Source organism: Roseomonas fluvialis (genome assembly GCF_022846615.1).
GTDB lineage: Bacteria > Pseudomonadota > Alphaproteobacteria > Acetobacterales > Acetobacteraceae > Neoroseomonas > Neoroseomonas fluvialis.
The window spans coordinates 2,443,939-2,470,424 of sequence record NZ_AP025637.1 but is presented as its reverse complement, the minus strand read 5'-3'; the positions used below and the strand labels follow the sequence as shown (position 1 = coordinate 2,470,424).

The following is a 26,486-nucleotide window of genomic DNA, read 5'->3' as shown; positions in this document are numbered from 1 at the left end:
TGGGAGGCGCGTAAAGCCGGGGCGCGTTGACCGGCGGTCGGGCGCCGAACAGCATCGCGCCATGGACACCACCGCCGAGACCCGCCTGATCCGTCACCTGGTTGAAACACCGGACAGCGCCATACCGGCCTCGGCCCTGGCGGCCGCGCGGCGCTTCATGGTGGATGCGCTGGCGGTGGGGCTGGCCGGTTCGGCGCATCCGGCGCAGCCGGGGATGATCGCCGCGGCGGGGCGCTGGGGCGGCGGCGAGGAAGCCTCGGTCTGGGGCGAGGCGATCGCCCTGCCCGCTCCGCAGGCCGCCTTCGTCAACGCCTTCCAAGCGCATGCGCTGGAATTCGACGCCATCCACGAAGCTGCCGTCGTGCACGCCATGACGCCGGTGCTCGCGGCCGCGCTGGCGGAGGCCGAGCGCGCCGGCGGCGTCAGCGGCACGCGGTTGCTGGGCGCGGTCGTGCTGGGGCTCGACCTGGCCTGCACCATCGGCGCGGCGGCGCGCGGGGCGATGCGCTTCTTCCGGCCCGCGACCGCCGGGATGTTCGGCGCCTATGGCGCGGTGGCGCGGCTGCGCGGGCTGGATGCGGCCACCGCGGCGGCGGGCGCGGGGCTGCTGCTGGGGCAGATCCCCGGGACCATGCAGGCGCATCACGAAGGATCGGTGGCGCTGGCGGTGCAGATGGGCTTCGCGGCGGCGGCGGGGTTCCGCGCGGCGGATCTGGCGCAGGCGGGGCTGGCGGGTCCGGCGGCCTGGCTCACGGGGCCGTCGGGTTTCCTCGCGATGACCGAGCCGGAGCACGACATCGCGCCGGGGTTGGCGGCGCTCGGCCGCGACTGGCAGGTCGAGCGACTGTCGCACAAGCCCTTCCCCTCGGGTCGGCTGACGCATCCGGCGATCGATGGCGTGCAGCGCATCCTGGCGCAGGGCGCCGTGGAAACCGCGCGCGTATATGAGGTCCGGCTGCTGCTGCCGCCGCTGGCGATGCGCCTGGTGGGACGGCCGCTGGTGCCGGGGCTGACCGCCAATTACGCTCGGCTGTGCCTGCCCTATGTCGTGGCGACAACCCTACGATTCGGGACGGTGGGGTTGCAGGATTTCACGGCGCCGCGGCTGGTGGATGCCGACACGCTGGCACTGGCCGCGCATGTGGCGATGCTGCCCGATGGCAGCACCGACCAGAACGCCGTGGTGCCGCAGGTGGTGGAAATCGCCATGGCGGATGGCGCGCTGCACCGCGCCGAGGTGCAGGCGACCATCGGCAGCCCTGAGAATCCGCTCAGCGATGCGGCGCAGCGCGCGAAGGCCGAGGCCTGCGCCGCGGCCGCGCGGCACCCGATGCCTCCGGCACGGCTGTACGAGATGGCGCGCCTCGTGGAACGCCTGGCGTCGCTGCCGGACGCCGCGGTGCTGGGGCGCGCGCTGCGCACGGCGTGACGGCGGCGGGCAGGACCGAAGCCCTGCCCGCGCGCCGCTACAGCTTCACGCGCAGCAGGTTCGCGATCTCGCCCACGATGCCGCGCCGGAAGGCCAGCACGACCGTGACGAAGATGGCACCCTGGATGACGGTGACCCAGGCGCCCATCTCCGCCAGGTAGTTCTGCATGGTCACGATGACGGCCGCACCCACCACCGGGCCGAACACGGTGCCGAGGCCACCCACCAGCGTCATCAGCACCACCTCGCCCGACATCGACCAGTGCACGTCGGTCAGCGTGGCGATGCCGAAGACCAGCGACTTCACGCCGCCCGCGACACCCGCCAGCGTGGCCGACAGGATGAAGGCCACCAGCTTGTAGTCATCCGTGCGGTAGCCGAGCGATGTGGCGCGCGGTTCGTTCTCGCGGATCGCCTTCAGCACCTGGCCGTAGGGCGAATGGATGATGCGGTGGATCATCAGGAAGCCGGCCAGGAAGATGGCGGCGACGAACCAGTACATGTTCATGTCGGAATACAGGCTGATGCTGCCGAACAGCGCGCCGCGCGGGATGGCCTGGATGCCGTCCTCGCCGCCCGTGAAGGGCGCCTGCACGCAGACGAAGTAGATCATCTGCGCCAGCGCGAGCGTGATCATCGCGAAGTAGATGCCCTGCCGGCGGATGGCGATCCAGCCGAAGATCCAGCCCTGGAAACCCGCCACGGCGGCACCGACCAGCACAGCCAGTTCGGGGGTGAAGCCATAGGCCTTGGCGGTATAACCCGCGATGTAGCCGCCCATGCCGAAATACGCCGCATGGCCGAAGGACAGCAGTCCGACATAGCCGATCAGCAGGTTGAAGGCGCAGGCGAATAGCGCGAAGCACAGCAGTTTCATCAGGAAGACGGGGTAGAGGAAGAAGGGCGCGGTCGCGAGGAAGGCGACCAGCACGCCAAGGGCCGCAAGTTGCGCGCTGGAGAAGCCCCAGATCACGCCCTGGTCGTTCGCGACGGGCGCGATCGCGCCGGCGGTGGTTTCGGACGCCATGGCTCACGCCCTCCCGAACAGGCCGGCGGGACGTGCGAGCAGCACGATCGCCATGATGACGAAGATGACCGTGGCGGATGCCTCGGGCCAGAAGACTTTCGTGAGTCCCTCGATGATGCCGAGCCCGAAGCCGGTGATCACCGACCCCAGGATGGACCCCATCCCCCCGATCACCACCACCGCGAAGACCACGATGATGAGGTTGGTGCCCATCTGCGGGTTTACGGAGTAAATCGGCGCAGCCAGCACGCCGGCAAGGGCCGCCAGCGCCACGCCCGCCCCGTAGGTCAGCGTGATCATGCGCGGCACGTTCACGCCGAAGGCCTGCACCAGGGCGGCGTTCTCGGTCGCCGCGCGCAGATAGGCCCCCAGGCGCGTCTTCTCGATCACCAGCCAGGTCGCCAGACAGCAGACCAGCGCGAAGACCACCACCCAGCCGCGGTAGATCGGCATGAACATGAAGCCGAGATCCCAGGCCCCCTGCAGTTCCGCGGGGATGCGGTAGGGCAGGCCGGAGGAGCCGAATTCATTGCGGAACACGCCCTCGATCATCAGCCCGATGCCGAAGGTGAGCAGCAGGCCATACAGGTGGTCCAGCTTGTACAGGCGCGAGATCATCAGCCGTTCGATGACCACGCCCGTGGCGCCCACGATCAGCGGCGCGATCAGCAGCGCCCACCAATAGCCCAGCCCCCCCCACGCCAGCAGCATCCAGGCAACGAAGGCGCCCATCATGAACTGCGCGCCATGGGTGAAGTTGATGATGTTGAGCAGCCCAAAGATCACCGCGAGGCCAAGCGAGAGCATCGCATAGAAGGCACCGTTGATGAGGCCGAGCAGCAACTGTCCGAACAGCAGCGGCGCCGGGATGCCGAGGGCGTTCTCGATGATATCGAGCATGGGCAGTCAGATCCTTGTCAGGAACGCACGAGAGAGCAGCCGCCCTCGGCCAGCGGGCGGAAGGCTTCCTCCGCCGGAGTGGTCGCGGCGACCTTGTAGTAGTCGTAGGGGGCTCGGGATTCAGCTGGCGACTTCACCTCGAACAGGAAGACCGGGTGGATCTTGCGGCCATCCTCGCGGATGCGCCCAGGGCCGAAGGCGTCGTCGTCGGTGGGCATGGCCTTCATGCGCGCGACCGCCGCGCGGCCATCGGCCTTGGCGGCGGCGGCCCCCATGTCGGCCACAGCTTTGAGATAGTGCAGCGTGGCGCCATAGCAGCCGGCCGGCACCATGGCGGGCGGACGGTTCTGGTTGGCCTGGCGCACGCGCTGCGTCAGCGCGCGGGTTCGGTCATTGAGGTCCCAGTAGAAGGATTCCGTCAGCAGCAGCCCCTGCGCCGATTCCAACCCCAGCGCATGGATGTCCATGACACCCATCAGCAGGGCGGCGAACTTCATGCTGCGATGCAGGCCGAATTCACGCGCCGACTTGATGGTGTTGACCGTGTCGGTGCTGGCATTCGCCATGCCGAGCACCTTGGCGCGGGACGACTGCGCCTGCAGCACGAAGGCGGAGAAATCGGTGGTCGCGGGAAACGGATAGCGCACCTGGCCCAGCACCCGCCCGCCGGCCGAGCGCACGAAATTCGCTGTGTCGCGTTCCAGCGCATGGCCGAACGCGTAGTCGGCCGTGATGAAGAACCAGCTGTCCCCGCCGGTGCGCACGATGGCCGCGCCGGTGCCCTTGGCGAGCATCCAGGTATCGTAGGTCCAGTGCACCGTGTTCGGGCTGCACTGCGCGCCCGTGAGGTCCGAGGACGCCGCGCCGGAATTCAGGAAGACCTTGTTTTTCTCGCGCGCGATGGTGTTGACCGCAAAGGCGACCGACGATGTCGGCACGTCGACGATCGCGTCCACCCCTTGGTCGTACCATTGCCGCGCGATGTTGGCGCCGACATCGGGGCGGTTCTGGTGGTCGGCCTGCAGCACTTCGACCGTGAAGCCGCGGTTGGCGAATTCGGCGGCGGCGGCCTGCGTCAGCACCACGGACCCGGGGCCCGTGGTGTCGCGATAGGGGCCGGACATGTCGGTCAGCACGCCAATGCGGATGGCGGTGCCCTGCGCGCGGGCACGCGCCATCGGAAGCGCCGCGCTGGCGGTGGCTCCGGCAAGAAGGCTTCTGCGGCTCGTGTCCATCATCTGTCCTCCCAGGGTGTTGCGTGGTGCGCCGGCGGGCGGGGTCTTGGGGCCCCGTCCCGCCGGGCGATCGGTCTCGTCAGCTCCGGACCAGGCTGCAGCCGCCTTCGGAGATCGGGCGGAAGGCCTCGTTCGCCGGGGTGGTCTGCAGCAGCTTGTAGAAATCCCACGGGCCGCTGCTTTCGGCCGGGGCCTTCACCTCGAAGAGGAAGGACGGGATAAGCCGGCGGCCATCGGCGCGGATGGTGCCGGTGCCGAAGCAGTCGTCCTCGCTGGGTGTCGCCTTCATGCGGTTGATGAGTTCAACGCCCGACGCCTTGGCGGCCGGCACGCCCATGGCGGCGACGGTCTTGAGGAAGTGCAGCGTGGCCGAATAACAGCCGGCATGGATCATGTTCGGGTAGTTGGTCGGCGTGCGGCGAATGATGCGCTGCGTCCAGGCGCGGGTCTTGTCGTTCATGTTCCAGTAGAAGGATTCCGTGCAGACCAGCCCCTGCGCGGTCTGCAGGCCGATGCCCTGCACGTCGTTCACGAACAGCAGCAGAGCCGCGAGCTTGATGCCGCGCCGCGTGATGCCGAATTCGGCCGCCTGCTTGACGCAGTTCGCGGTGTCCGCACCGGCATTGGCCAGGCCGATCACCTTCGGCCGCGCGGCCGCCGCCTGCACCAGGAAGGAGCTGAAGTCGGTGGTGCCCGGGAAGGGCGTGCGCACCTGCCCCAGCACGCGCCCGCCAGCAGCGCGCACGAAATTCGCGTTGTCGCGCTCGAGAGCATGGCCGAAGGCGTAGTCGGCCGTGATGAAGAACCAGCTGTCACCGCCTGCGCGCACCATCGCGCCGCCGGTCGACTTCGCCAGCATATAGGTGTCGTAGGCCCAGTGGATGGTGTTGGGCGAACAGGCCGGCCCGGTCATGTCCGCAGTGGCAGAACCGACATTGAGGTAGGCCTTGTTCTTCTCGCGCGCGATCTGGTTGACCGCGAGGCCGACGGACGAAGTCGGCACGTCCACGATCACGTCCACGCCCTGGTCGTACCACTGGCGCGCAATGTTCGACCCGACATCGGGGCGGTTCTGGTGGTCGGCCTCAACCACCTCGACCGTGAAGCCGTGGCTCGCGCCGAACTCGGCCACGGCCTCGCGCGTGCAGGCGACCGAGGTCGGGCCGGTATTGTCGCGGTAGGTGCCCGACATGTCGGTCAGCACGCCGACGCGGATCGTGTTGGCCTGCGCGCGGGCGCGCGACAGCGGCGCGATCGCGGCGGCGGTGCCGGCGGCGAGCGCAGTACGGCGGGTCAGTTCCATGGGGCACGTCCTCCTTGTCGTTGTGAAACCGGGCGGGGTTGGCTCCCCGCGCCGGAGGCATTCAGGGAATGCGCGCGGGCGCATTCCGAGGTCCGGCACCGGGCCCCTCCCGGCACCGACGGTATGCTCGTCGGTGACCAGGGGGTCGGTGCCGGCATATCAAGAAGCGGTCAGCTGCGCACGAGCGAGCAGCCGCCTTCGGCGAGCGGGCGGAACGCCTCGTCCGCCGCGGTGGTCTGCAGCAGCTTGTAGTAGTCCCACGGTGCGCGGCTTTCGGCCGGCGTCTTCACTTCCAGCAGGTAGGCCGGGCAGAGGCGCCGGCCATCGATGCGGATCGAGCCGGGGCCGAAGGCGTCGTCCTCGGTGGGGATCGCCTTCATGCGCGCCACCGTCGCGGCGCCATCGGCCTTGGCGGCTGCGACGCCCAGCTCCATCACCGCCTTCAGGTAGTGCATGGTGCCGGAATAGCAGCCGGCCTGCGCCATGCCCGGACGCAGCCCCTGCGGCATGTTGGGCAGCACGCGCTGGGTGAAGGCGCGGGTATTGGCATTGAGGTCCCAGTAGAAGGTCTCGGTGCAGACCAGGCCCTGCGCGGTCTGCAGGCCGAGCGAATGCACGTCCGAGATGAACATCAGCAGCGCGGCCAGCTTCACGCCGCGGCGCGTGACGCCGAATTCGGCCGCCTGCTTGATGGAGTTGATGGTGTCACCGCCGGCATTGGCCAGACCGATCACCTTGGCGCGCGACGCCTGCGCCTGCACCAGGAAGGAGCTGAAATCCGTGGTTCCCGGGAAGGGCGTGCGCACGGCACCCAGAACCCGTCCGCCAGCCGCGCGGATGAAGTTGCCGGTGTCGCGTTCCAGCGCGTGGCCGAAGGCATAGTCCGCCGTGATGAAGAACCAGGTGTCGCCACCGGCGCGCACCATCGCACCGCCGGTCGACTTCGCCAGCATGTAGGTGTCGTAGGTCCAGTGCACCGTATTGGGCGAGCAGGCCGAACCGGTCAGGTCGGACGTGGCGCCCGAAGAATTGATGAAGACCTTGTTCTTCTCGCGCACCACCGTGTTGACCGCGAGTGCCACCGACGAGGTCGGCACGTCGATGATCATGTCCACGCCGTCGCGGTCGATCCATTGGCGGGAGATGTTCACGCCCACATCCGGGCGGTTCTGGTGGTCGCCCACCACGACTTCCACGTTGATGCCGCGCGCCGCGAGGCCGAGGTCGGCGATTGCCTGTCGCACGCAGGCGACAGAGCCCGGGCCGTTCACGTCGCGGTACAGGCCGGACTGGTCGTTGAGCACGCCGATCTTAATGGTATTGGCGGCCTGTGCGCGGGCGCTGCGATAGGGCAGCGCGCCCCAGGCGGCGCCGGCGGCACCGGCGGCAAGGACGCTGCGGCGGTTGACTGCGGACATCAGTATCTCCCTGTGGTCGTCTGTCGGCGCCGGGCGCCGCGGGTTGAACTCAGCTGCGCACCAGCGGGCAATTCCCGTCCGCCACCGGGCGGAACGCCTGGTCGGCCGGCGTGGTCTGGAGCAGCTTGTAGTAGTCGTAGGGCGCGCGGCTTTCGGCCGGCGTCTTGACCTCGAACAGGTAGGCGGGCGTCAGCTTGCGGCCGTCGCCGCGCACCGAGCCGGGGCCGAAGGCGTCGTCGTCGGTCGGCATCGCCTTCATGCGCGCCACCGCTGCCGCGCCGTCCTTGGCGGCCGCGACGCCCATGTCCTTCACCGCCTTCAGATAGTGCAGCGTGGCGGAATAGACGCCGGCCTGCACCATGGTGGGTGGCGCCTGGTTGGGCATGCGCGGGCGCACGCGCGTCGTGAAGGCGCGGGTGCGATCGTTGAGGTCCCAGTAGAAGGTCTCGGTCAGCACCAGGCCCTGCGCGGTCTGCAGCCCCAGCGAATGCACGTCGCTGAGGAAGACCAGCAGCCCGGCCAGCTTCACGCCACGCCGCGTCAGGCCGAATTCGGCCGCCTGCTTGATGCAGTTGGTCGTGTCCGACCCCGCATTGGCGAGCCCGACCACCTTGGCGCGCGAGGTCTGCGCCTGCAGCAGGAAGGACGAGAAGTCCGACGTGCCCGGGAAGGGCGTGCGCACCTGCCCGAGCACGCGGCCGCCGGCGGCGCGCACGAAATTCGCGGTGTCGCGTTCCAGCGCATGGCCGAAGGCGTAGTCGGCGGTGATGAAGTACCAGCTGTCGCCGCCCGCGCGCACCATCGCGCCGCCGGTCGAATTCGCCAGCATCCAGGTGTCGTAGGTCCAGTGGATGGTGTTGGCGGTGCAGGCCGCGGCCGTGAGGTCGGAGGTCGCGGCCCCCGAATTCAGCATGACCTTGTTCTTTTCCTTGACGAGCTGGTTCAGCGCCAGCGCGACGGAGGAGGTCGTGCCATCGGTGATCATGTCCACGCCGTCGCGGTCGATCCACTGCCGCGCGATGGTGGAACCGACGTCGGGGCGGTTCTGGTGGTCGGCTTCGACCACCTCGACATTGAAGCCCTGGGCGCCGAATTCCTGGATGGCCTGGCGCACGCAGACCGTCGACCCCGGCCCGCCGAGGTCGCGGTACATGCCCGAGCCATCGCCCAGCACGCCGATCTTGATGGTGTTGGCGGCCTGTGCGCGCGCGCGCGACAGCGGCAGCGCGCCCCAGGTGGCGGCAGCCGAACCGGCGGCGAGGACACCGCGGCGCGTGAGGTCAGTCATGGTCGTCTCCTTGTGCAAATCATGCGCGGCGTGCGGGCCGTTGGCCCCTCAGACGCCGAGGTATTCGTGCAGCCGGTCCATCGAGGCGTTGAGGTCCTCGTTGCGGACCATGTCGACCACGCGGCCGTGCTCCATCACGTAGTGCCGGTCGGCGACGGTCTGGGCGAAGCGGAAATTCTGTTCGACGAGCAGCACGGTGAAGCCGCGGCGCTTCAACTCGCGGATGGTGCGCCCGATCTGCTGCACGATGACCGGTGCGAGACCCTCGCTGGGTTCATCCAGCAGCAGCAGCTTCGCACCCGTGCGCAGGATGCGCCCAATCGCGAGCATCTGCTGCTCGCCCCCGGACAGCTTGGTGCCCTGGCTGCGCGCGCGTTCCTTAAGGTTCGGGAACAGTTCGTAGATCTCACTGACTGCCATCCCGCCGGGCCGTACCACCGGGGGCAGCATCAGGTTCTCGGTCACGTCCAGGGAGGCGAAGATGCCGCGCTCCTCCGGACAATAGGCGATGCCCGCACGGGCGATCACGTCCGACCGCGCGTTGATCAGTTCCTGCCCGGCATGGCGGATGGAGCCGGCGCGCCGCGGCACCAGGCCCATGATCGAACGCAGCGTCGTGGTCTTGCCCGCGCCGTTGCGCCCGAGCAGCGTGACCACCTCGCCCTCGTGGATGTCGAGGGTCACGCCATGCAGCACGTGGCTTTCGCCGTACCAGGCCTCGAGACCCTTCACCGCCATCAGCGGCGTGCCAGTGGCCTGGCTGCGGGCCGGCGCGGTGTCGATTGCGTCAGCCATGGGCGGCCTCCATCGCGGGCGCTTCGCTGCCGAGATAGGCGGCGATCACTTCGGGGTTGCGCGCGACCGTCGCGTAGTCGCCCTCGGCCAGCACGGACCCGCGCGCCAGCACCGTGATGGTGTCGCACAGGCCCGAGACGACCTTGAGGTTGTGTTCGACCAGCAGAACCGTGCGCCCGACCGCCACGCGCTTCACCAGCGCTACGATGCGGTCGACGTCATCATGCGCCATTCCGGCAGTCGGTTCATCGAGCAGCAGCATCACGGGGTCGAGGGCGAGCGTGGTCGCGATCTCGAGCGCGCGCTTGCGGCCATAGGGCAGCTCGCCCGCCGTCAGGTTGGCGTAGGTTGACAGTCCGACATCATCCAGCAGTTCGCGCGCCCTCGAATCGTAGGACCGCAGGATGCTGTCCGATCGCCAGAAATCGAAGGACCCGCCGCGCTGGCGCTGGAGTGCGACGCGCACATTCTCGAGCACCGACAGGTGCGGAAACACTGCCGAGATCTGGAAGGACCGCACCAGCCCCAGCCGCGCCACCTGCGCGGGCTTCATGCCCGTGATGTCGCGCCCGTCGTAGCGGATGGTGCCGCGCGTCGGCGGCAGGAACTTGGTGAGCAGGTTGAAGCAGGTGGTCTTGCCCGCGCCGTTCGGGCCGATCAGCCCGTGGATCGTGCCGCGCTTCACTGACAGGTTCACGTCGTTCACGGCCACGAAGCCGCGGAACTCCTTCGTCAGGCCGCTGGTTTCCAGAATCGCGTCGGACACGCCGTCACTGCTCCCCTTGCCTCGCCGGCCTGGGCGGCCGATCGCGTTTCGATGACAAGGGTGTAGGCGAGGCGCGGTGCGCCGCGCAAGGCAGGCCCGCGGCCTGCGCATGAATTTCCGTGACGCAGGCGCTGCATGGCGTCCCGGCGTCTTCGCCTGCACGAAAAAGGGGCAGCCGGTCGCCCGGCCGCCCCCTGTCGTGTAACCGCGCGTGGCGTCAGGCGACGGCGGCGGAGAGCTCGTCGGGCGTCACCTGGCGGTCGGTGACCTTGGCGAGTTCGATCATGAAATCGACCACCTTCTCCTCGAAGATCGGCGCGCGGAGGTTCTCGGCCGCCTGCGGATTTTTGCGGAAGAACTCCAGCACCTGCTGCTCCTGGCCCGGATAACGCGAGGCCTCCTGGCGCACGGCGCGGGCCAGTTCGTCCTGCGCGACCTGGACGTTGTTCGCGCGCCCGATCTCCGAGAGCATCAGGCCGAGGCGGATCCGACGTTCCGCGATGGTGCGGTATTCGGCCTTCAGTGTCTCCTCGTCCTTGCCCTGGTCGTCGGCGTCGAGCCGTCCGGCCTTGAGATCGGCCTCCACGCGCTGCCAGATCTGCGTGAATTCCTGCTCCACCATGCCATCGGGCACGGGGAAGGACGCGCGGTCGGCCAGGACATCCAGCAGCGCGCGCTTCACCTTCATGCGCGACAGCGCGTCGTATTCGCGCTGCAACGACCCGCGGATCGCATCCTTCAGCGCCGCCAGGTCGGCCATGCCGACGGCCTTGGCGAGGTCGTCGTCGATGGCGACGGCGCGGCGCGCCTTCAGCGCCTTGGCGGCGATGGTGAAGCGGGCATGCTTGCCGGCCAGTTCGGCCGACCCGTAGTCGGCCGGGAAGGTCACGTCGATGTCGCGGCTGTCGCCCGGAGCCATGCCGACCATCTGCTCCGTGAAGCCGGGGATGAAGCCCTGGCCGGCGACTTCGATGGGCATGTCAGTGGCGGCACCGCCGGCGAAGGCCGGGGCCTCCGGTTCCTCGGCGCCGGGCACGACGCGCATCGGGCCCACGCGCAGCGTGAGGTCCACGGTCGCGCCGGCGGGCACCGAAATCTCGATGACCGGCCGCGCGAAGGCCAGCGCCGCATCGTCGACCAGTTCGAAGGTGGCGCGGTCGCCATGCGGGTTCAGGCTGCAGGTGGCGCGGGTACCGCGCAGGAAGGCGTCGGCCGAACGCTCGTTGAAACCGAACTGCGCCATCGCGCCCTGCGGCAGCGCGCCGGCGGCGACATGGGCCTGCACCGACAGCGTGTAGGTCGCGGCCGGCTTGGCCGCCAGGCCATTCGGACGGGTGGCGAAAATGCGGATGAAACCGCTCTCGGTGGCGGTGCCGCTGACCTTGGCGTCGAAATACGGCAGGCCGCGTTCGGAACCGATCGCGGCCACTTCATGCGACAGGCCGGCAGAGACATCGACCGACCAGTCGGTCGGCGGCTCGCCCGGGCTGCCCGGGCGTGCGCCCAGGCCCACGCCGTTCTTCAGCAGGTTGACCGGCAGGCGGCCGGTGAAGTCGCAGACCAGGATGTCGCCGGCGCCGGCGGCGCGCGGCTCGGCGTCCGCGAGTGTGCCGTTGCGCTCGGCGATGGAGGCCAGCGCCTTGTCGATCGCCTCGTCGGTCGGTTCGGTCCTGAGGCGTTCCAGTTCGATGCCGGCGAATTCGGGCATCGGCACCTCGGGCAGCACCTCGAGGTCCATGCGGAATTCGAGGTCCGAGCCGTCGGCGAAGTTCACGATGTCGATCTTGGGCTGCAGCGCCGGCTTCAGGCCGCGGTCGCTGACCACCTGGCGCGATGCGTCGGACACCTGCTGTTCCAGCACCTCGCCGAGCACGGCGGCGCCGTAGCGCTGCTTGACCACCGACATCGGCACCTTGCCGGGGCGGAAGCCAGGCATGGAGACGGTCTTGGCGATCTCGGCCAGGCGCTTGTCGCGCGTGGAGGCGATATCCGCCGCGGTGACGGTGACGGAATAGGCGCGCTTCAGCCCGTCATTCGCGAGCTCGGTGACCTGCATCGAGGGACGTCCATCCAAAAAGCTAGAGAAAACCGGCAGCGCCTTTGGTGCGGGCGAAGGGATTCGAACCCCCACGGCTTGCGCCACCGGAACCTAAATCCGGCGTGTCTGCCAGTTCCACCACGCCCGCAAGGCGCCGAAGGCGGCAGGAGGCGGGGTGTAGCGCAAGCCGGCGGGGTTTCCAAGGCGCCGCATGGGCGGGCTGGACGGTGGCCGGGCGGCCAGTCCAGTTTCGCCCGATGCCCCCGTCCGCCATCCCACCCTGGCACCCCCCGGCGCGCGGCGGCCCCCTGCCCGCCTTGCCGCCACCCTTCTCGGCCGCCCCGTCGGTCTTTGCCTTCTCCCTGGCCAAGGCCGGTTCGACCCTGCTGAACGACCTGCTGCGCGTGCTGGCGCCGGCGGCGGGCCTCGCGTTCTTCTCGATCGAGGACGCGTTGTTCGCCAGCGGCATACCAGCGCCGATCGACTGGCCGCAGGCGGCGCGGCTGTTCCACCCGCGCGGCTATTGCTACGGCGGGTTCCGGGCAATGCCACGGCACCCGCTGCCGCCGCTGGCGTCGTGCCGCGCGGTGCTGTTGGTGCGCGACCCGCGCGACATGATCGTGAGCCAGTTCCATTCCTTCCGCGCGAGCCACCTGGTGCCCGAGGATGCCGGGCCCGACCACCCGATGCACCGCGCGCGCGAGGCGGCGCAGCGGCAGACCCTAGCGCAATTCGCCCCCGGCGCCGCGCAGCGCTTCGCCAGGCGCTTCGAGGGCTACCTGGCGCAGGGCTTCGCCTTCCGCGAGACCACGGCGGTGTTCCGCTACGAAGACGTGGTCTTTGCCAAGCGGGCCTGGGTGGAGGGACTCTGCGCCTGGTTCGGCTGGGACCTGCACGAGGCAGTGCGCGCCGAGGCCGCGGCACGCTTCGACGTGTTGCCCGCGGCCGCGGATCCCGCGCGCCACATTCGCCAGGTGCACCCGGGCAACCACCTGTCCGAGATGAGCGCGGCAACACGCGCGCAGGTCGAGGCTGTCCTGGCGGAATCAATGACGGCCTTCGGGTATCGCTGACGTCGCGGGCGCCGAGGGGCGCGGATGCGCCAGAAGGCGCATCCGCGAACAGACGGTCAGTGGCCCAGCAGCGCCTCGGCGCAGGCATCGAGGATCGCGTCGGTGTCGAGGCCGTACTCGCGGTAGAGGTCCGGGATGTCCCCGGCCTGCCCGAAGCGGTCCACGCCGAGCGGCACCACCCGCTGGCCACGCACCGCGCCCATCCAGGCATGGGCGGCGGGGTGGCCGTCCAGCACCGTGACCAGCGCGGCGTCGCGCGAGAGCGGCGACAGCAGGCGTTCGACATGCGACTGCGCGCCTTCGCCGCGGCGCGCCGCGCGCCGTGCCGCGAGCCAGTCCGCATGCATGCGGTCGGGGCTGGTGATGGCGAGCAGGCCGGCGGTCGGTTCCTCGCTGCGCAGCTCCTCGAAGGCGGCGATCGCCTCGGGCGCGAGCGCGCCCTGGTAGGCGACGGCGATGCGCGCCCCCGGAGCCGGCGGCACCACCCAATGGCCGCCGGCGATCACCGCCGCCGGGTCTAGCGCGCGGGCCGGCTGTTCCAGCCCGCGCGTGGACAGGCGCAGCCACACGGCGGAGCCATCGGGCTTCTGCATGTGGTCGAAGGCGTGGCGCAGCAGGATGGCGAGTTCATCCGCATGGGCCGGTTCGAATGACGCGAGGCGGTCCGCCGCCATGCCGATCAGCGGCGTGTTGACCGACTGGTGCTGCCCGCCCTCGGGTGCGAGCGTCAGGCCGGAGGGCGTGGACACCAGCAGGAAGCGTGCATCCTGGTAGCAGGCATAGATCAGCGCATCGAGGCCGCGGTTCACGAAGGGGTCGTAGACCGTGCCGATCGGCAGCAGCCGCGCGCCGTACAGGCGGTCCGCCATGCCCAACCCGGCCAGCATCAGGAACAGGTTCTGCTCGGCGATGCCGAGTTCGACATGCTGGCCTTCGGGCGACATGCCCCAGCGCTGCGCGGAGGCGAGCTTCGCATCGCGGAAGACGTCGTTCTTCTTGTGCCGGTCGAAGATGCCGCGGCGGTTCACCCAGGGACCGAGATTGGTGCTGACCGTCACATCCGGGCTGGTGGTGACGATGCGCTTCGCCAGTTCGGCATACTCGCCGTGCCCGCGGCCGATCTCGGCCAGGATGTCGCCGAAGGCGGCCTGGGTGGATTGGCGGCGGCCCTCGCCCACCTTGGGCGCGGTGAAGGCCGCCGGCACGTGGATGGCAGGCGAGGCGAGCCGGCGCCCGCCCGGCGTGAGGGGCTGCGCGAAGGGCACCTGCGCGAGGAAGTCGCGCAACTCCGCCTCGGGGATGTCGAGGCCCTCGAACAGGTCCCATTCATGGTCGGGACGGATGCGCATGGCGTCGCGGAAGACGGCCATCTGCTCCTTGGTCATCAGCCCCGAATGGTTGTCCTTGTGGCCGGCGAAGGGCAGGCCCATGCCCTTCACGGTGTAGGCGATGAAGCAGGTGGGCTGGTCGCCTTCGGCATCCTGGGCGCGAAAGGCATCACCGAGCGTTTCGATGTCGTGCCCGCCGAGGTTGGTCATCAGCGCCGCCAGCTCATCGTCGGTCAGCGGGTCGATGATGGCGCGGATGCCAGGGATGCGGCCGAGTTCGGCCAGCAGCGCGGCGCGCCAGGCGGCCCCGCCCTGGAAGGTGAGCGCGGCATAGAGGCTGTTGGGGCAGTCATCGATCCAGCGGCGCAGCGCGTCGCCGTCGGGCCGCGCGAAGGCGGCTTCCAGCTTGCGGCCGTATTTGATGGTGACAACGTTCCAGCCCATGTCGCGGAACAGGCCCTCGATACGGCCGAACAGCCGGTCGGGCACCACGGAATCGAGCGACTGCCGGTTGTAGTCCACCACCCACCAGACATTGCGGATGTCGTGCTTCCAGCCTTCCAGCAGGGCTTCGTAGATGTTGCCCTCGTCGAGTTCGGCATCGCCCACGATGGCGACGTGGCGGCCGGCGGGCAGACCCTCCGGCGCGAGATTGTGCAGATGGACATAGTCCTGCACCAGCGAGCCGAAGGAGGCGAGCGCAACACCCAGGCCGACCGACCCGGTCGAGAAATCCACCTCGGCCCCGTCCTTCACGCGCGACGGATAGGGCTGGATGCCGCCGAAGGCGCGCAACGTGGACAGACGTTCGCGACCCTGCCGCCCCAGCAGGTAGTTGATGGCATGGAAGACCGGCCCGGCATGCGGCTTCACCGCCACCCGGTCCGCCGGCTTCAGGATGCCGAAATACAGCGCCGAGAGGATCGACACCGAGGACGCGCAGGACGCCTGGTGCCCGCCCACCTTCAGCCCGTCGCGGTTCGGGCGGATGTGGTTGGCGTGGTGGATCATCCAGGCGCTCAGCCAGAGCAGCTTGCGCTCGAGCGCGTGCAGGATCTCGACGCGCCGCGCGGAATCCGGCGTATCGACCCGCCGGCCCCTGCCCTGCACCGTCATTCGTGGTCCTCCCGCACCGCGTACGGACCCGAGTATGGGCGTTCCGCCGGGCCGGGAGAAGGCCGCGAGGGGCGCCAGCGTTCAGCCGGCGCGACGGTGCCGCTGGAAGGCCACCGGGTCCCCGCCGCGCCGTGCGCGTAGCGGCACCACGCGGCGAACGCAGGCCGCGGCAAGCAGCGCCGGCGCGGCTGCTAGGGTCAGGATGAAGGCGAATTGCACGAGTGCCACCATGGCGTTGTTTCCTCTCGACCCGCCATGCTTGGCGTGCGGGGCGACCCGGCTGCCGTAATGCGGGTCACGTCCCGGCGGGGCGCCGTGGCGCCCGGCGTTGCCGCATCGCGTGCGGTGCGATCCGGCCCGCGGCGGGGGGCTTCAGCCCTTCGCGAGGCGCTTCAATGCGGTGGAGACGGCGCGCTTGCCCTCGCCCACGTAGCCCTCGTGGTTTTCCTCGATCCGGTCGGGGTCGTAGACGTAGTTGACCATCAGGCCGAGGGCCTGACGCATGCCGTTGTCCGACGTATCGGGACGCCAGTTCAGCCGGTCGATCCGGGCACCGTTCGACAGGTGGAAATGCGCGACCGGGTCGCGCGCGCGTCCGGCGCGGCGCGGCGCGTCCTCACGCACCAGGTAGCGGGCGCACAGGCGCACCAGAAGCGGTTCCAGGAGCTTCGCCACCGCCTCCTCCCGCGACCAGCCGCGCCGCGCGATCAGCCGCTGGAGCGCGGCCAGCGCGTCGTCGCCGGGTGGCGGGGCCTCGGCGCCCTCGGGGGCGGGCAAGGCCAGCAGGGCGGGCGATGCGGCCAGCAGCGCGCGGCGTTCCTCATCCGTGAGCGTCACGGCGCCGTTGGCGATCGCGCCATCCAACCAGCGCCGGAAGCCCGGGATCGGCGAGAGCGTGCAGAAGGATTTGAGGTTGCGGAATTCGTCGGACAGCAATCCCACCACCCGCTTGATGAGGAAATTGCCGAAGGAGATGCCATCGAGCCCGCGCTGGCAGTTGTTGATGGAATAGAACACCGCCGTGTCGGCGAGCTTCGGGTCGAGCACCGGCGCCTTGTCATCCAGCAGGCGCTGCACGCTGTCGGACATGCCCTGCACCAGCGCGACCTCGACGAAGATCAGCGGTTCCTCGGGCATTCGGGGGTGGAAGAAGGCGTAGCAGCGGCGGTCGGATTCCAGCCTGTTGCGCAGGTCCCGCCACGACCGGATGCGGTGCACCGCCTCGTACTGCACGAGCTTTTCCAGGATGATGGCGGGCGAATGCCAGTCGATCCGGCGCAGATCGAGGAAGCCCACGTCGAACCAGGCGGCGAGCAGGCCCTTGAGGTCGGTCTCGAGTGCCGCAAGCAGCTTGTCGCCATCGAGGCGCGCGAGCAGGTCGGCGCGCAGGTCCACCAGGAACTTCACCCCGTCCGGGATGGCGGCGAAGGCGGTCAGCAGCCGGATGCGCGGCGGTTCGAGGGCGCGGCGCAGGCGCGCGGTGGCGACCGCGCGTTCCGCCGCATCGGCGGCGGCGGCGACCTTCTCCATGGCGCGGGCGACAGCATCGGGGTCGGAATCGAAGGCCGCGAGGGCGCGCAGGAATTCGGTGCGGCCATCGGCGTCCAGCGTGCGGTAGGCCTCGGCCAGGCCCGCCGCGCGGTTGCGGGCGGAGACCTCACCGCCGCGGGCTTCGAGGCATGCTGCCAGGCGAGCGGTGAGGTCAGGATCGGGCTCCCCCACGCCAACCGCTGCGGCCATGTCGCGCCAGAGGTTGGAGACGCGCTTCAGCGCCCTGTCGAGCAGCCCGGCCTGGGCGGCAACGTCCGACATCCCCTATCCCGCTCCCGTTGGGGCCTGAAATCTATCGACACAATCCGTGAAGCGCCAGGGTTGAATGATCCCGATGCGACAAGGCCGCGCACCTTGCGGAGCGCGGCCTTGCGAGAAGGTTGACGACACCCGCCGCGCGGCGGGCGCGGATCAGGCCTTGCCGATCCCGAGCAGGGCGGCGCGGACCGACGAGACGACGCCGGCCGGTTCTTCCTGGGCGACCGCGCTGGTCGCGACGGCGCCCATGGGCGCGCCGGTGGTGCCGTTGCGCGGCATCTCGGCGGCGGGTGCCTCGCTGCCGACCGGGCCGGGCATCGCGATCGGCATGCTGGCGGGCAACGGCGGCGCCAGCTGGATGACAGGAGCGGTGCCGCGGTCGGCATCCGCCGATGCAGCGCCGAGGCTGACTGCGACCGACGGTTTCGCGTCGTACAGCGACAGCAACTTGTGGATGCCTTCCAGCCTTTGGAAGGGCTTGGAGGCGCGAAGTTCCTCGATGATGGAGCGCTCTTCGCTGTGAAGGGCGCTGACGAGAGTGCTGCTCATTGGATCCCCCGGGGTTTTCCCTGGCGTTAACCTAACGTGGGAGCTTCGCGGGCTTCAACACATTCATCGAGGATTGTGTTAAAATTGGAATAACACAGGATGTTGCGACCGGAAAGAAGTCGACCGCCTACATCTGGTTCGCGCATAGGTAGTTTGAGCCCTGACATCCTGCACGCAACACGGAAAGTTGAAAACCTGACGCACGCCCTGGAGTGCAGCGCATCTGCGTCATCAAGTCAGCCAGTCTCCCCAATTCATTGATTTTAATAACTTACCGCTGCCGTGCGCTCGCGCGCCGCGATTTCGGATACGCGCCGCGTCTTCTTTTTCAGCCGCCCCGCGCTACGGCCGCCGCCATCGCCGCCGGCAGTCGGGGCGCGAGGTCCTCCGCCAGCAGCCCAGCGCCGCAGGCGAAACCCGCCTCGCCATGCAACCACGCCGCTGCGCAGGCGGCCTCGAATCTCGCCAGCCCCTGCGCCAGAAGTGCTGCAACCAGCCCCGCCAGCACATCCCCCGTCCCGCCCGTGGCCAGCCAGGGCGGTGCATGGTCGTTGATCGCGGCACGCCCATCGGGTGCCGCCACCACCGTATCCGGCCCCTTGAGCAACACGACCGCACCGGTCAGCGCCGCCGCGCGCCGCACCGCCGCCAGGCGGTCCTCGCCGGCCGGGCCGAACAGCCGCGCGAATTCCCCCTCGTGCGGCGTCAGCACCGCACAACCCGCCACCGCCGAGGGGTCCGCGGCCGCCGCCCCCAGCGCACCCGCATCCGCCACCACCGCCCGCCCGGCCGCGACCACGCGTCGCAGCAGCCCGAGCGTCGCCGGGTCCGGTGGCAGGCCGGGTCCGATCACCCAGGTCGCGTGGCGCGGATCGGCCAGCAGCGCCTCGGGTGTGGCTTCGGTCACGATGGCGCCGGGCGCGCCGGCGCGCAGCACATGCGCCGTGGCAGCATCCGGCGCGACCAGCGTCAGCAACCCTGCACCGCCGCGCCGCGCCCCCGCTGCCGCCAGCCGCGCCGCACCGGTCATGCCTGCCCCGGCCACCACGGTGACCTGGCCGCGGGTATGCTTGTGCGCGCCCGGCGCGATCGCCGGCAGCCGCCACAACCCCGGCAGGTTATGGACGCAGCCGGGCGCGACCTGCGCCAGCACGCCGCTGGGCAGGCCGATGTCCGCCAGCACGACCTCGCCGCATAGGAGCCGGCCGGGCAGCAGCAGGTGGCCCGGCTTGCGGCGGAAGAAGGTGACGCTGAGCGCCGCCTGCGGCGCGTAGCCGCGGACCTGGCCGGTCGCGCCATCGACGCCCGAGGGCATGTCCACCGCGACCACCGGCCCGCCCGCAGCGGCGAGCGTCGCCGCCACCAATCCTTCGACCGGGCGCGCCAGGCCGGCGCCGAACACCGCGTCGACGACCAGGTCGGCGCGCCCCGCCGCGTCGGGCCCGAAGGGCAGCACAGGGCCGCGCCAGCGCGCCGCCGCCGCCGCGGCGGCACTGCCCGTGCGTGGCAGCGCCAGGGCCGCGACCGCCACCGGCCATCCGGCCTGGTCCAGCAGCCGCGCGGCGACGTAGCCATCCCCGCCATTGTTGCCCGGCCCGGCCAGCACCAGCGTGCGCACCGGGCGGAACCGGCGCATCACGGCGCGGGCGACGGCGCGCCCGGCCGCGTCCATCAGCCGTTCCACCGCCACGCCGCCGGCGGCGGCCAGGGCATCGGCGCGGTCCATCTCCGCGGGTGTCAGTAACTCGGTCGGACTTGCCCGGCCGGGTCGGGCTGCGACATGCTTCATGCGTAAATCACGATCAACAAAGGGAGGCACCACGACCATGCCGGGCAATACCAGGATCGAACGCAGCGCCGCGGAACTCTACCGCGATGACCCCGAACGTGCCGATGCGCTGGTCTGGGGGCGGCGGGACACGCTGAAGGGTGCGGCGCTCGCGGCGATGGGCCTGGCGGTGGGCAGCGCCATCCCCTTCGCCCGGCACCTGCCGCGGGGCGTCGTGCCGGCCGCCCTGGCCCAGTCCGGGGCGCCGCAATTCCTCGAAATGGAGGGCAAGGCGCGGCTGATCCTGCAGGGCGAGCGCCCGCTGAATGCCGAGACGCCCGAGCACCTGCTTGATGACGACATCACCCCGGCCGACAAGTTCTTCATCCGCAACAACGGATCGGTGCCCACCCCGGCGGCCGATCCGCGCGCCTGGAAGGTTACTGTCGATGGCGAGGTGAACACGCCGCTCGAGCTCACGCTGGGCGAGCTTGAAGCCCGTTTTCCGCTGGTGACGCTGCGGCTGCAGATGGAATGCGGCGGCAATGGCCGGTCGGGCTTCGCGCCGCAGGCAGCGGGCAATCAATGGGGCAATGGCGCGATCTCCAACGCCGAATGGACCGGGGTGCGGCTGCGCGACGTGCTGCGCGCCGCCGGCCTGAAGGAGAGCGCCAAATTCACCGGCCAGCACGGCGCGGACACGCATCTCTCGGCGCAGGGCCCGGCGATCAGCCGCGGCATGCGCCTCGACAAGGCGATGGACGAGGACACCCTCATCGCCATCCGCATGAACGGCGCGGCCATCCCGCAGATGCACGGCGCGCCGGCGCGCCTGATCGTGCCGGGCTGGCCGGGATCGCTCAGCCAGAAGTGGTTCACGCGCATCGAACTACGCGCGGCACCGCATACCGGGCGCGGCATGGGCGGCACCTCGTACCGCATACCGGTGCGTCCGATCGTCCCCGGCAGCCGCAACAACGGCGCCGACTTCGTGGACATGGAGAGCATGCCGGTGCGTTCGGTGCTGACCAGCCACGCGCATGGGACGCGCCTGCCGGCGGGGACCCGCAGCCTCGATATCCGGGGCCAGGCCTGGGCCGGGGACCTGTCCGTGCGCGCGGTGGATGTCTCAGTCGATTTCGGCCAGTCCTGGCAGGCCATGGCGGTCGCCGCGCCGCCAAACCGGCATTCTTGGCAGCGCTGGAGCGGGCGCGTCGCCTTCCCGTCTGACGGGTATTTCGAGATCTGGTACCGCGCCACCGACAGCAACGGGCGGATGCAGCCGCATGTCGCGGCCAACTGGAACCCGCAGGGCTACGGCGCCAACCCGATCAGCCGCGTCGCGGTCCTGGTCGGCTAATGCGGGCATGGATGCTGCTTGCGGTGGGCGCGCTGCTCACCGCCAGCCTCGCCCTCGCGCAGGATGCCGACCTGGCGCGCCGCCAGGCGGAGGCGGCCGCCGGGATCGCCGCGCGCGCCGAGGACGAGACCGTGCTGGCCGAGGGCGAGGGCCGGTCCGAGACCTTCGCCTACTGCACCGTGTGCCACAACACGGCGCTGATCCGCCGGTCCGCCTTCACGCGCGACCGCTGGGACGAGCTGATGGACTGGATGGCCGAGAAGCACGGCATGAACCCAATCGAGGGCGAGTTCCGCGCCACCATCGTGGACTACCTAGCGCAGCACTATGGGCCGCGGGCGCGCGGGCCGCGCGGGGGGAATCCGTTCCTGAACTGACAATCCCGTGTGGCCGGAGGCCCCGCCGCAACCGATGGTCGCAAGCCTACTACCGTTGCGCTACCGTTGCGGCAAATCGGGCGGCATCGGGCCGGCCGGCGGAGTGCGCAGCATGAGCGAAACCAGGACCGCCAGCAGATCCCTGCCCGCCAGCGTGTCGACCAGCTGGACCATGATCGGCGCGACCATCGCCGGCGCCACGCGGCGCGTCTCCCTCGACGCCGATGGCGGGATCGAGGACATGGTGGACGCCGCGACCCGCTTCCGCGACGTGACCCATATCCGAGTCTACAGCGGCGTGCATGGCGATCCGCAGGGCATGATACAGATCGACGACCCGGACTTCACCGCGGACGACCTCGAGGCGCTGGCGGAGGAAGCAGACGGGCTCACCATCGACGTCCGCGCCATGCCGATGCCCGATGGGCCGAACGACCCGATCCCGGAGGCGCTCAAGGCGGATCTCGATGACCCGGCGATCTTCGTCATTCTGGGCTGGTGCTACAGCGCGAACTACCTGACCTTCATGTCGTACGAGCCGCCAGGCTGACGCGCGGGGGCGCGGCGCATGGTTCTGCTATGCTGCACCGCCACACACGGAGTCGCGCATGGCCTTCGTCATCGCCGTCGCGCAGCGCAAGGGCGGGGCGGGCAAGTCCACCATCGCCGCCAACCTCGCCGCCGCCTATGCCGAGGAGGGCGCGCGCGTCGCCCTGCTGGACATCGATCCGCAGCGCACCCTGGCGCGCTGGGATGAGGTCCGCGGGCGCGCTGCGAAGGCGCGCCCGCTGCATTTCGAGGCGCCGACCGGCTGGCGCCTGCCCTCCATCCTTGACCGGCTGCGGCGCGAGAGCGACGTCGTGCTGCTGGATACCGCGCCGCATGACGACAGCGATGCGCGCACGGCCGTCCGTGCGGCCGACCTGGTGCTGGTGCCGCTGCAGCCCTCGGCGGCGGACCTGTGGTCGATGGATGCGACGCTCGACCTCGCGAAAAAGGAAGGGCGGAAGGTCGCGCTCGTGCTGAACCGCGCGCCGGCCTCGGGGCGCTTGCTCGACCAGGTGCGCGCGCAGATCGCCGAGCGCGGGCTGCCGCTGGCGGATGCCGTGCTGGGCAACCGCACCGCCTTCGCGCAGGCCTTCATGGCCGGGCTCGGCGCGGTGGAGGCGGCGCCGAAAGGAATCGCAGCGAACGAAACCCGCGCGTTGGCCGCCGCGCTGCGCGCGTTGCAGGGGCGCTGAGCATGGCCACGCTGCTGTTCGTGCTGCATGTGCTGGGCGCGGTGGTGTGGGTGGGTGGCATGGCCTTCGCGCTGCTGGTGCTGCGCCCGGCCGCGCATGAGGCGCTGGAACCGCCCCAGCGCCTGGCCTTGATGGATGGCGTGTTCCGCCGCTTCTTCCGCATCCTGTGGCATGTCGTGCCGATCGTGGTGCTGACCGGCTGGGCGATGTGGCTGGGCTGGTACTGGGGCTTCGGCGCCAGCATCTGGCATGTCCACCTGATGCACCTGACCGGGCTGGTCATGGCCGCCATCTTCGGGTTGGTCGCGCTGGGGCCGGGGCGGGCGATGCGCGCGGCACTCGCGGCGGGCGACCGGCCTGGCGCTGCGACGGCGCTGGACAGGATCCGGAAAGGCGTGAGTGTCAATCTGGCGCTGGGGCTGCTCACGGTGGCGGTCGCGGCATGGGGACGGTTTGGCGGATGAGCATGGCTGAGACGCGCGGCTTCGAGATCGTCGAGGATGCCGCGCCGGAATTCGAGGCAGTCGGCGCCATCCAGCGCGGGCTGCACGCCTTCAACCAGTCCATGGGCGGGGATTACGACCGCGAGCCCGTGACGCTTCTGGTGCACGACCCCGACGGCAAGACGCTGGGCGGTCTGCTGGGGCTGACCTTCTGGGGCTGGCTGTTCGTCGACTGGCTATGGCTGAGCCCCGAGATGCGTGGCAAGGGCGTAGGCGCGGAACTGCTCGCGCGCGCCGAAGCCATCGCGCGCGAGCGCGGCTGCACCAACGCCTATACCGACACCTTCAGTTTCCAGGCGCCGGGCTTCTGGCAGCGGAACGGCTATGCCGAGTTCGGGCGGCTGGAAGGCATGCCGGCGGGGCATGCGCGGGTCTGGTTCCGGAAGGCGCTGTAGCAGGCGCCGGCCGGGATCAGATGTCCCGGTCCAGCCATTCCGAGACGTTCCCTGCGGCGCGGATCTGGTCCGGTTCGCCATCGTCGCCGATGCGCGCGAAATCCATCACGGTGGCGAGGTGGTCGCGGTCGATGGGCAAATCGTCGATCGACAGCGCCTCCTGCGCTGCCTTGGCGCGATAGGCCTGGATCGCCGCCTTGATGGCGCGGATCGCGGTCGCCAGCGGGTGGAGGTGTTCGTGCGTCTCCGGCGCGTCGATGCCGGCCAGGTGCTTGTCTTCGACATAGCGAAGCGTCGTGTCCAGGTCGCCCAGCATGTCGAGCGGAAAGGGGATGCGGGATTCCTGGGGGTCCATCGTCGCGCGCTCCGTGCCTGATGCCTACAACGGAGACCAGGCCGGGCCGGCGCGTCAACGACCTTGGTGCGCTGCGCGCCGCGCCGCAGGGTCAGCGCTTGACGCCAAGCACCACCTCCCGGTGCCAGATGTACAGCCCGGCGCCCACCAGCACCGCGATGCCCGCGAAGTCCCAGGCATCGGGCAGTTCGGCCCAGATGAAGCCGCCCAGCGCGGTGGTCCAGACAATGCCGGAATACTCGAAGGGGGCGAGCAGCGTGGTCTCCCCGCTGCGATAGGCGCTGGTCATCAGCACCTGTGCCAGCGCGGAGACCAGGCCGATGCCCAGCAGCAGCAGCCACTGCAGCGGCGTCGGCCACACCCAGACCGGGAGGGCCGCGATGCCGGCCAGCACGGCGGAACCGACGGCGAACCAGAAGACGATCGCGACCGCGCTCTCACCCGCCTCGCCCATGCGGCGGATCGTGATCATCGCCAACGCCCAGCCGACCGACCCGAGCAGGCAGAGCGTGACCGCCAGCCCCTCCCCGCGCATGCCCTCCCCGCCCGGACGCACCATCATCAGGACGCCGAGGAAGCCGACCAGCACCGCGGCACCGCGGCGCCAGCCAACGCGTTCGCCGAGCAGGGGCACCGACAGCACCGTGAGGAACAGCGGCATGGTGAAGCCGAGCGCCGTGACGGTCGCGATCGGCAGGTGCACATAGCCGTAGAAGGCGCCGATCATTCCCATCATGCCGAACAGGGTGCGCGCGGCGTGGCTCATGGGGTTGCGCGTGCGCAGCGCGGCCCAGCCGCCGGCCGCCAGCACCACCGGCAGCAGCGCCGGGATGGCGAACAGGTTGCGGAACAGGATGACCTCGGCGACCGGCACGGCGGCACCGATCGCCTTGGCGAAGGCGGCGGCCAGCGCGAAGGTGGCGGAGGCCATCAGCACCAGAGCGATGCCGCGCCGCCGCGCGCGCGAGAGGGCCGCGGGGTCGGGCGGTGCCGGGGGATCGGGGTGCATGGACGGTTCCAGGCGGCAAGGGTAGGGTCCGCGGCGCATGAACGCCAGACCGCCGAAGGCGAAGCCCATTCCCGCGCATCAGGGCCTTGAGGTGCTCTCGGACGAGGTGGTCTGGGACGGGCGCTTCCCGCTGCAGCGCGTGCGCTTCCGCCGCACGCGGTTCGATGGCGGGGCGGGCGGCATCCAGACCTGGGAATTGTGGCGTCGCGGCCAGGCGGTGGCGGTGCTGCCCTGGGACCCCTGGGACGACCGCGTCGCGCTGATCGAACAGTTCCGGCTGCCCGCGCTGGCCGGCGGCTTCGCCCCGGTGATGCTGGAATGCCCGGCCGGTCTGCTGGAGGATGGCGAGGACCCGCAGGACGCCGCGCGCCGCGAACTGGCCGAGGAGACCGGCCTGGTCGCCGACCGCATGCTGCCGATGGGGCGCTACATCCTGAGCCAGGGCGGCTGCGACGAGGGCATCACGATCTTCCTCGCACGGACGCGCCTGCCTGAGCCTGGCCATGCCGGCACGCATGGCCTGCATGCCGAGCACGAGGATATCCGCCTGCTGGTGCTGGACGCCGACGACGCCATCGCCATGCTGGACGACAACCGCATGGCGAACGCCACCGGCGCGCTGTGCCTGTCGGGCTTCGCGCGTCGGCGCGCGGCCCTGCTCAAGGACTGGACGGACTGAATGGCGACCGGACTTCTCTATCGCGAGGATGCCTACGCGCGGGAGGCCACCGCGCGCGTGGTGGCGGCCGGGCCCGAGGGCTTGGTGTTGGACCGCACGAATTTCTACGCCCGCGCGGGCGGGCAGCCGGGCGATGCCGGCGTGCTGCGTTGGGTGGGCGGCGAATGCGCCATCACCGAGGCAGTGAAGGGGCCGGAGGACACCGTGCTGCACCTGCCCGCCCCCGGCGTCGCGCTGCCCGCGCCAGGCACCGAGGTGACCACGGTGCTGGACTGGGACCGCCGCCACCGCTTCATGCGCCTGCATACCACGATGCACCTGCTGTGCAGCCTGATCCCGGGTGCCGGCGTGACCGGCGGACAGATCGCGGTCGAGAAGGCGCGGCTCGACTTCGACCTGCCGGAGCCGCCGACCAAGGAGGCGTTGACCGAGGCGCTGAATGCACTGGTTGCGGCCAACCATGCGGTGAGCGAGACCTGGATCACCGAGGCGGAACTCGACGCGAACCCATCCCTGGTGCGCACGCTGTCGGTGCAGCCGCCGCGCGGGTCGGGCCGTATCCGCCTGGTGCGGATCGGCGATACGGCCGCGCCGGTGGACCTGCAGCCCTGCGGGGGCACGCATGTGCGCAGCACCGGCGAGATCGGGCGCGTCGAAGTCAGCAAGATCGAGAACAAGGGCAAGGCCAACCGGCGCGTGACGCTGGTGCTGGCGGGGGAGTGACG

Annotated in this window: 26 protein-coding genes and 1 tRNA gene; 10 read left to right on the top strand and 17 right to left on the bottom strand. The window is 70.2% G+C overall.

The window, feature by feature from the left end:
* Nucleotides 1-61: 61 nt before the first annotated feature.
* Nucleotides 62-1,429: an MmgE/PrpD family protein gene (locus MWM08_RS11975; RefSeq protein WP_244459671.1), complete on the top strand. Its 1,368-nt coding sequence runs from the start codon at nucleotides 62-64 to the stop codon at nucleotides 1,427-1,429.
* A 37-nt stretch (nucleotides 1,430-1,466) separates the two neighbouring features.
* On the opposite strand, the gene MWM08_RS11970 is transcribed toward MWM08_RS11975, so the two are convergent.
* From MWM08_RS11970 to MWM08_RS11920, 10 genes are all read right to left on the bottom strand, one after another.
* On the bottom strand, nucleotides 1,467-2,456 hold the full coding sequence (locus tag MWM08_RS11970) for a branched-chain amino acid ABC transporter permease (RefSeq protein WP_244459670.1): 990 nt from the start codon (nucleotides 2,454-2,456) through the stop codon (nucleotides 1,467-1,469).
* 3 nt (nucleotides 2,457-2,459) lie between these two features.
* Nucleotides 2,460-3,356 carry a branched-chain amino acid ABC transporter permease gene (locus MWM08_RS11965; RefSeq protein ID WP_244459669.1) on the bottom strand — a complete coding sequence of 299 codons (897 nt, stop codon included), beginning with the start codon at nucleotides 3,354-3,356 and terminating at the stop codon, nucleotides 2,460-2,462.
* Between the two features lie 17 nt (nucleotides 3,357-3,373).
* Entirely contained in the window at nucleotides 3,374-4,534 is a 1,161-nt protein-coding gene (locus MWM08_RS11960) for an ABC transporter substrate-binding protein (RefSeq protein ID WP_341482865.1), read from the bottom strand.
* A 136-nt stretch (nucleotides 4,535-4,670) separates the two neighbouring features.
* A complete protein-coding gene (locus tag MWM08_RS11955) occupies nucleotides 4,671-5,894 on the bottom strand; it encodes an ABC transporter substrate-binding protein (protein WP_244459668.1) in 1,224 nt (407 codons plus the stop codon).
* A 170-nt stretch (nucleotides 5,895-6,064) separates the two neighbouring features.
* Complete coding sequence (locus MWM08_RS11950; protein WP_244459667.1) at nucleotides 6,065-7,312, bottom strand: ABC transporter substrate-binding protein; 1,248 nt, start codon at nucleotides 7,310-7,312, stop codon at nucleotides 6,065-6,067.
* Nucleotides 7,313-7,361: 49 nt separating this feature from the next.
* A complete protein-coding gene (locus MWM08_RS11945; protein ID WP_244459666.1) occupies nucleotides 7,362-8,600 on the bottom strand; it encodes an ABC transporter substrate-binding protein in 1,239 nt (412 codons plus the stop codon).
* 48 nt (nucleotides 8,601-8,648) lie between these two features.
* Nucleotides 8,649-9,395 carry an ABC transporter ATP-binding protein gene (locus MWM08_RS11940; protein ID WP_244459665.1) on the bottom strand — a complete coding sequence of 249 codons (747 nt, stop codon included), beginning with the start codon at nucleotides 9,393-9,395 and terminating at the stop codon, nucleotides 8,649-8,651.
* On the bottom strand, nucleotides 9,388-10,161 hold the full coding sequence (locus MWM08_RS11935) for an ABC transporter ATP-binding protein (RefSeq protein ID WP_244459664.1): 774 nt from the start codon (nucleotides 10,159-10,161) through the stop codon (nucleotides 9,388-9,390). The genes MWM08_RS11940 and MWM08_RS11935 overlap by 8 nt, the downstream gene beginning before the upstream one ends.
* Before the next feature lie 217 nt (nucleotides 10,162-10,378).
* Nucleotides 10,379-12,217 carry a trigger factor gene (gene tig / locus MWM08_RS26520; protein WP_423816033.1) on the bottom strand — a complete coding sequence of 613 codons (1,839 nt, stop codon included), beginning with the start codon at nucleotides 12,215-12,217 and terminating at the stop codon, nucleotides 10,379-10,381.
* 45 nt (nucleotides 12,218-12,262) lie between these two features.
* Nucleotides 12,263-12,347 (bottom strand) — tRNA-Leu (locus MWM08_RS11920).
* A gap of 109 nt (nucleotides 12,348-12,456) precedes the next feature.
* Here MWM08_RS11920 and MWM08_RS11915 point away from each other — a divergent pair.
* Nucleotides 12,457-13,272, top strand: a complete 816-nt coding sequence (locus MWM08_RS11915; protein ID WP_244459663.1) for a sulfotransferase domain-containing protein — start codon at nucleotides 12,457-12,459, stop codon at nucleotides 13,270-13,272.
* Between the two features lie 56 nt (nucleotides 13,273-13,328).
* Here MWM08_RS11915 and MWM08_RS11910 read toward each other — a convergent pair whose 3' ends face one another.
* The 5 genes from MWM08_RS11910 to MWM08_RS11890 all read right to left on the bottom strand — a co-directional run bounded on the left by MWM08_RS11910 (nucleotide 13,329) and on the right by MWM08_RS11890 (nucleotide 19,863).
* Nucleotides 13,329-15,716, bottom strand: coding sequence for a transketolase (locus tag MWM08_RS11910; protein WP_480461567.1), 2,388 nt, complete (start codon nucleotides 15,714-15,716; stop codon nucleotides 13,329-13,331).
* An 81-nt stretch (nucleotides 15,717-15,797) separates the two neighbouring features.
* Nucleotides 15,798-15,947, bottom strand: coding sequence for a hypothetical protein (locus tag MWM08_RS11905; RefSeq protein WP_244459662.1), 150 nt, complete (start codon nucleotides 15,945-15,947; stop codon nucleotides 15,798-15,800).
* Between the two features lie 141 nt (nucleotides 15,948-16,088).
* Nucleotides 16,089-17,528 carry a malonyl-CoA decarboxylase gene (locus MWM08_RS11900; protein ID WP_244459661.1) on the bottom strand — a complete coding sequence of 480 codons (1,440 nt, stop codon included), beginning with the start codon at nucleotides 17,526-17,528 and terminating at the stop codon, nucleotides 16,089-16,091.
* Between the two features lie 150 nt (nucleotides 17,529-17,678).
* The gene (locus tag MWM08_RS11895; protein ID WP_244459660.1) at nucleotides 17,679-18,074 is read right to left on the bottom strand and encodes a hypothetical protein; all 396 of its coding nucleotides are present in this window, start codon (nucleotides 18,072-18,074) and stop codon (nucleotides 17,679-17,681) included.
* 328 nt (nucleotides 18,075-18,402) lie between these two features.
* A complete protein-coding gene (locus MWM08_RS11890; protein ID WP_255751400.1) occupies nucleotides 18,403-19,863 on the bottom strand; it encodes an NAD(P)H-hydrate dehydratase in 1,461 nt (486 codons plus the stop codon).
* Between the two features lie 37 nt (nucleotides 19,864-19,900).
* On the opposite strand from MWM08_RS11890, the gene MWM08_RS11885 reads away from it, so the two are divergent.
* From MWM08_RS11885 to MWM08_RS11860, 6 genes are all read left to right on the top strand, one after another.
* Nucleotides 19,901-21,202, top strand: coding sequence for a sulfite oxidase (locus MWM08_RS11885; protein WP_244459658.1), 1,302 nt, complete (start codon nucleotides 19,901-19,903; stop codon nucleotides 21,200-21,202).
* An 11-nt stretch (nucleotides 21,203-21,213) separates the two neighbouring features.
* On the top strand, nucleotides 21,214-21,579 hold the full coding sequence (locus MWM08_RS11880) for a hypothetical protein (protein ID WP_244459657.1): 366 nt from the start codon (nucleotides 21,214-21,216) through the stop codon (nucleotides 21,577-21,579).
* 112 nt (nucleotides 21,580-21,691) lie between these two features.
* Nucleotides 21,692-22,129, top strand: coding sequence for a hypothetical protein (locus MWM08_RS11875; RefSeq protein ID WP_244459656.1), 438 nt, complete (start codon nucleotides 21,692-21,694; stop codon nucleotides 22,127-22,129).
* Between the two features lie 58 nt (nucleotides 22,130-22,187).
* The gene (gene parA, locus MWM08_RS11870) at nucleotides 22,188-22,820 is read left to right on the top strand and encodes a ParA family partition ATPase (RefSeq protein WP_244459655.1); all 633 of its coding nucleotides are present in this window, start codon (nucleotides 22,188-22,190) and stop codon (nucleotides 22,818-22,820) included.
* Between the two features lie 2 nt (nucleotides 22,821-22,822).
* Complete coding sequence (locus MWM08_RS11865) at nucleotides 22,823-23,284, top strand: CopD family protein (RefSeq protein WP_244459654.1); 462 nt, start codon at nucleotides 22,823-22,825, stop codon at nucleotides 23,282-23,284.
* A gap of 2 nt (nucleotides 23,285-23,286) precedes the next feature.
* Nucleotides 23,287-23,718 (top strand): GNAT family N-acetyltransferase, encoded by a 432-nt coding sequence (locus MWM08_RS11860; RefSeq protein WP_244459653.1) that lies wholly within the window; start codon nucleotides 23,287-23,289, stop codon nucleotides 23,716-23,718.
* 16 nt (nucleotides 23,719-23,734) lie between these two features.
* Here MWM08_RS11860 and MWM08_RS11855 read toward each other — a convergent pair whose 3' ends face one another.
* Both MWM08_RS11855 and MWM08_RS11850 read right to left on the bottom strand, forming a co-directional pair.
* Nucleotides 23,735-24,073: a hypothetical protein gene (locus tag MWM08_RS11855; protein ID WP_244459652.1), complete on the bottom strand. Its 339-nt coding sequence runs from the start codon at nucleotides 24,071-24,073 to the stop codon at nucleotides 23,735-23,737.
* Nucleotides 24,074-24,164: 91 nt separating this feature from the next.
* On the bottom strand, nucleotides 24,165-25,082 hold the full coding sequence (locus tag MWM08_RS11850; protein ID WP_244459651.1) for a DMT family transporter: 918 nt from the start codon (nucleotides 25,080-25,082) through the stop codon (nucleotides 24,165-24,167).
* A gap of 37 nt (nucleotides 25,083-25,119) precedes the next feature.
* On the opposite strand from MWM08_RS11850, the gene MWM08_RS11845 reads away from it, so the two are divergent.
* Nucleotides 25,120-25,761 carry an NUDIX domain-containing protein gene (locus tag MWM08_RS11845; protein ID WP_244459650.1) on the top strand — a complete coding sequence of 214 codons (642 nt, stop codon included), beginning with the start codon at nucleotides 25,120-25,122 and terminating at the stop codon, nucleotides 25,759-25,761.
* On the top strand, nucleotides 25,762-26,484 hold the full coding sequence (locus MWM08_RS11840) for an alanyl-tRNA editing protein (RefSeq protein WP_244459649.1): 723 nt from the start codon (nucleotides 25,762-25,764) through the stop codon (nucleotides 26,482-26,484).
* Nucleotides 26,485-26,486 lie beyond the last annotated feature (2 nt).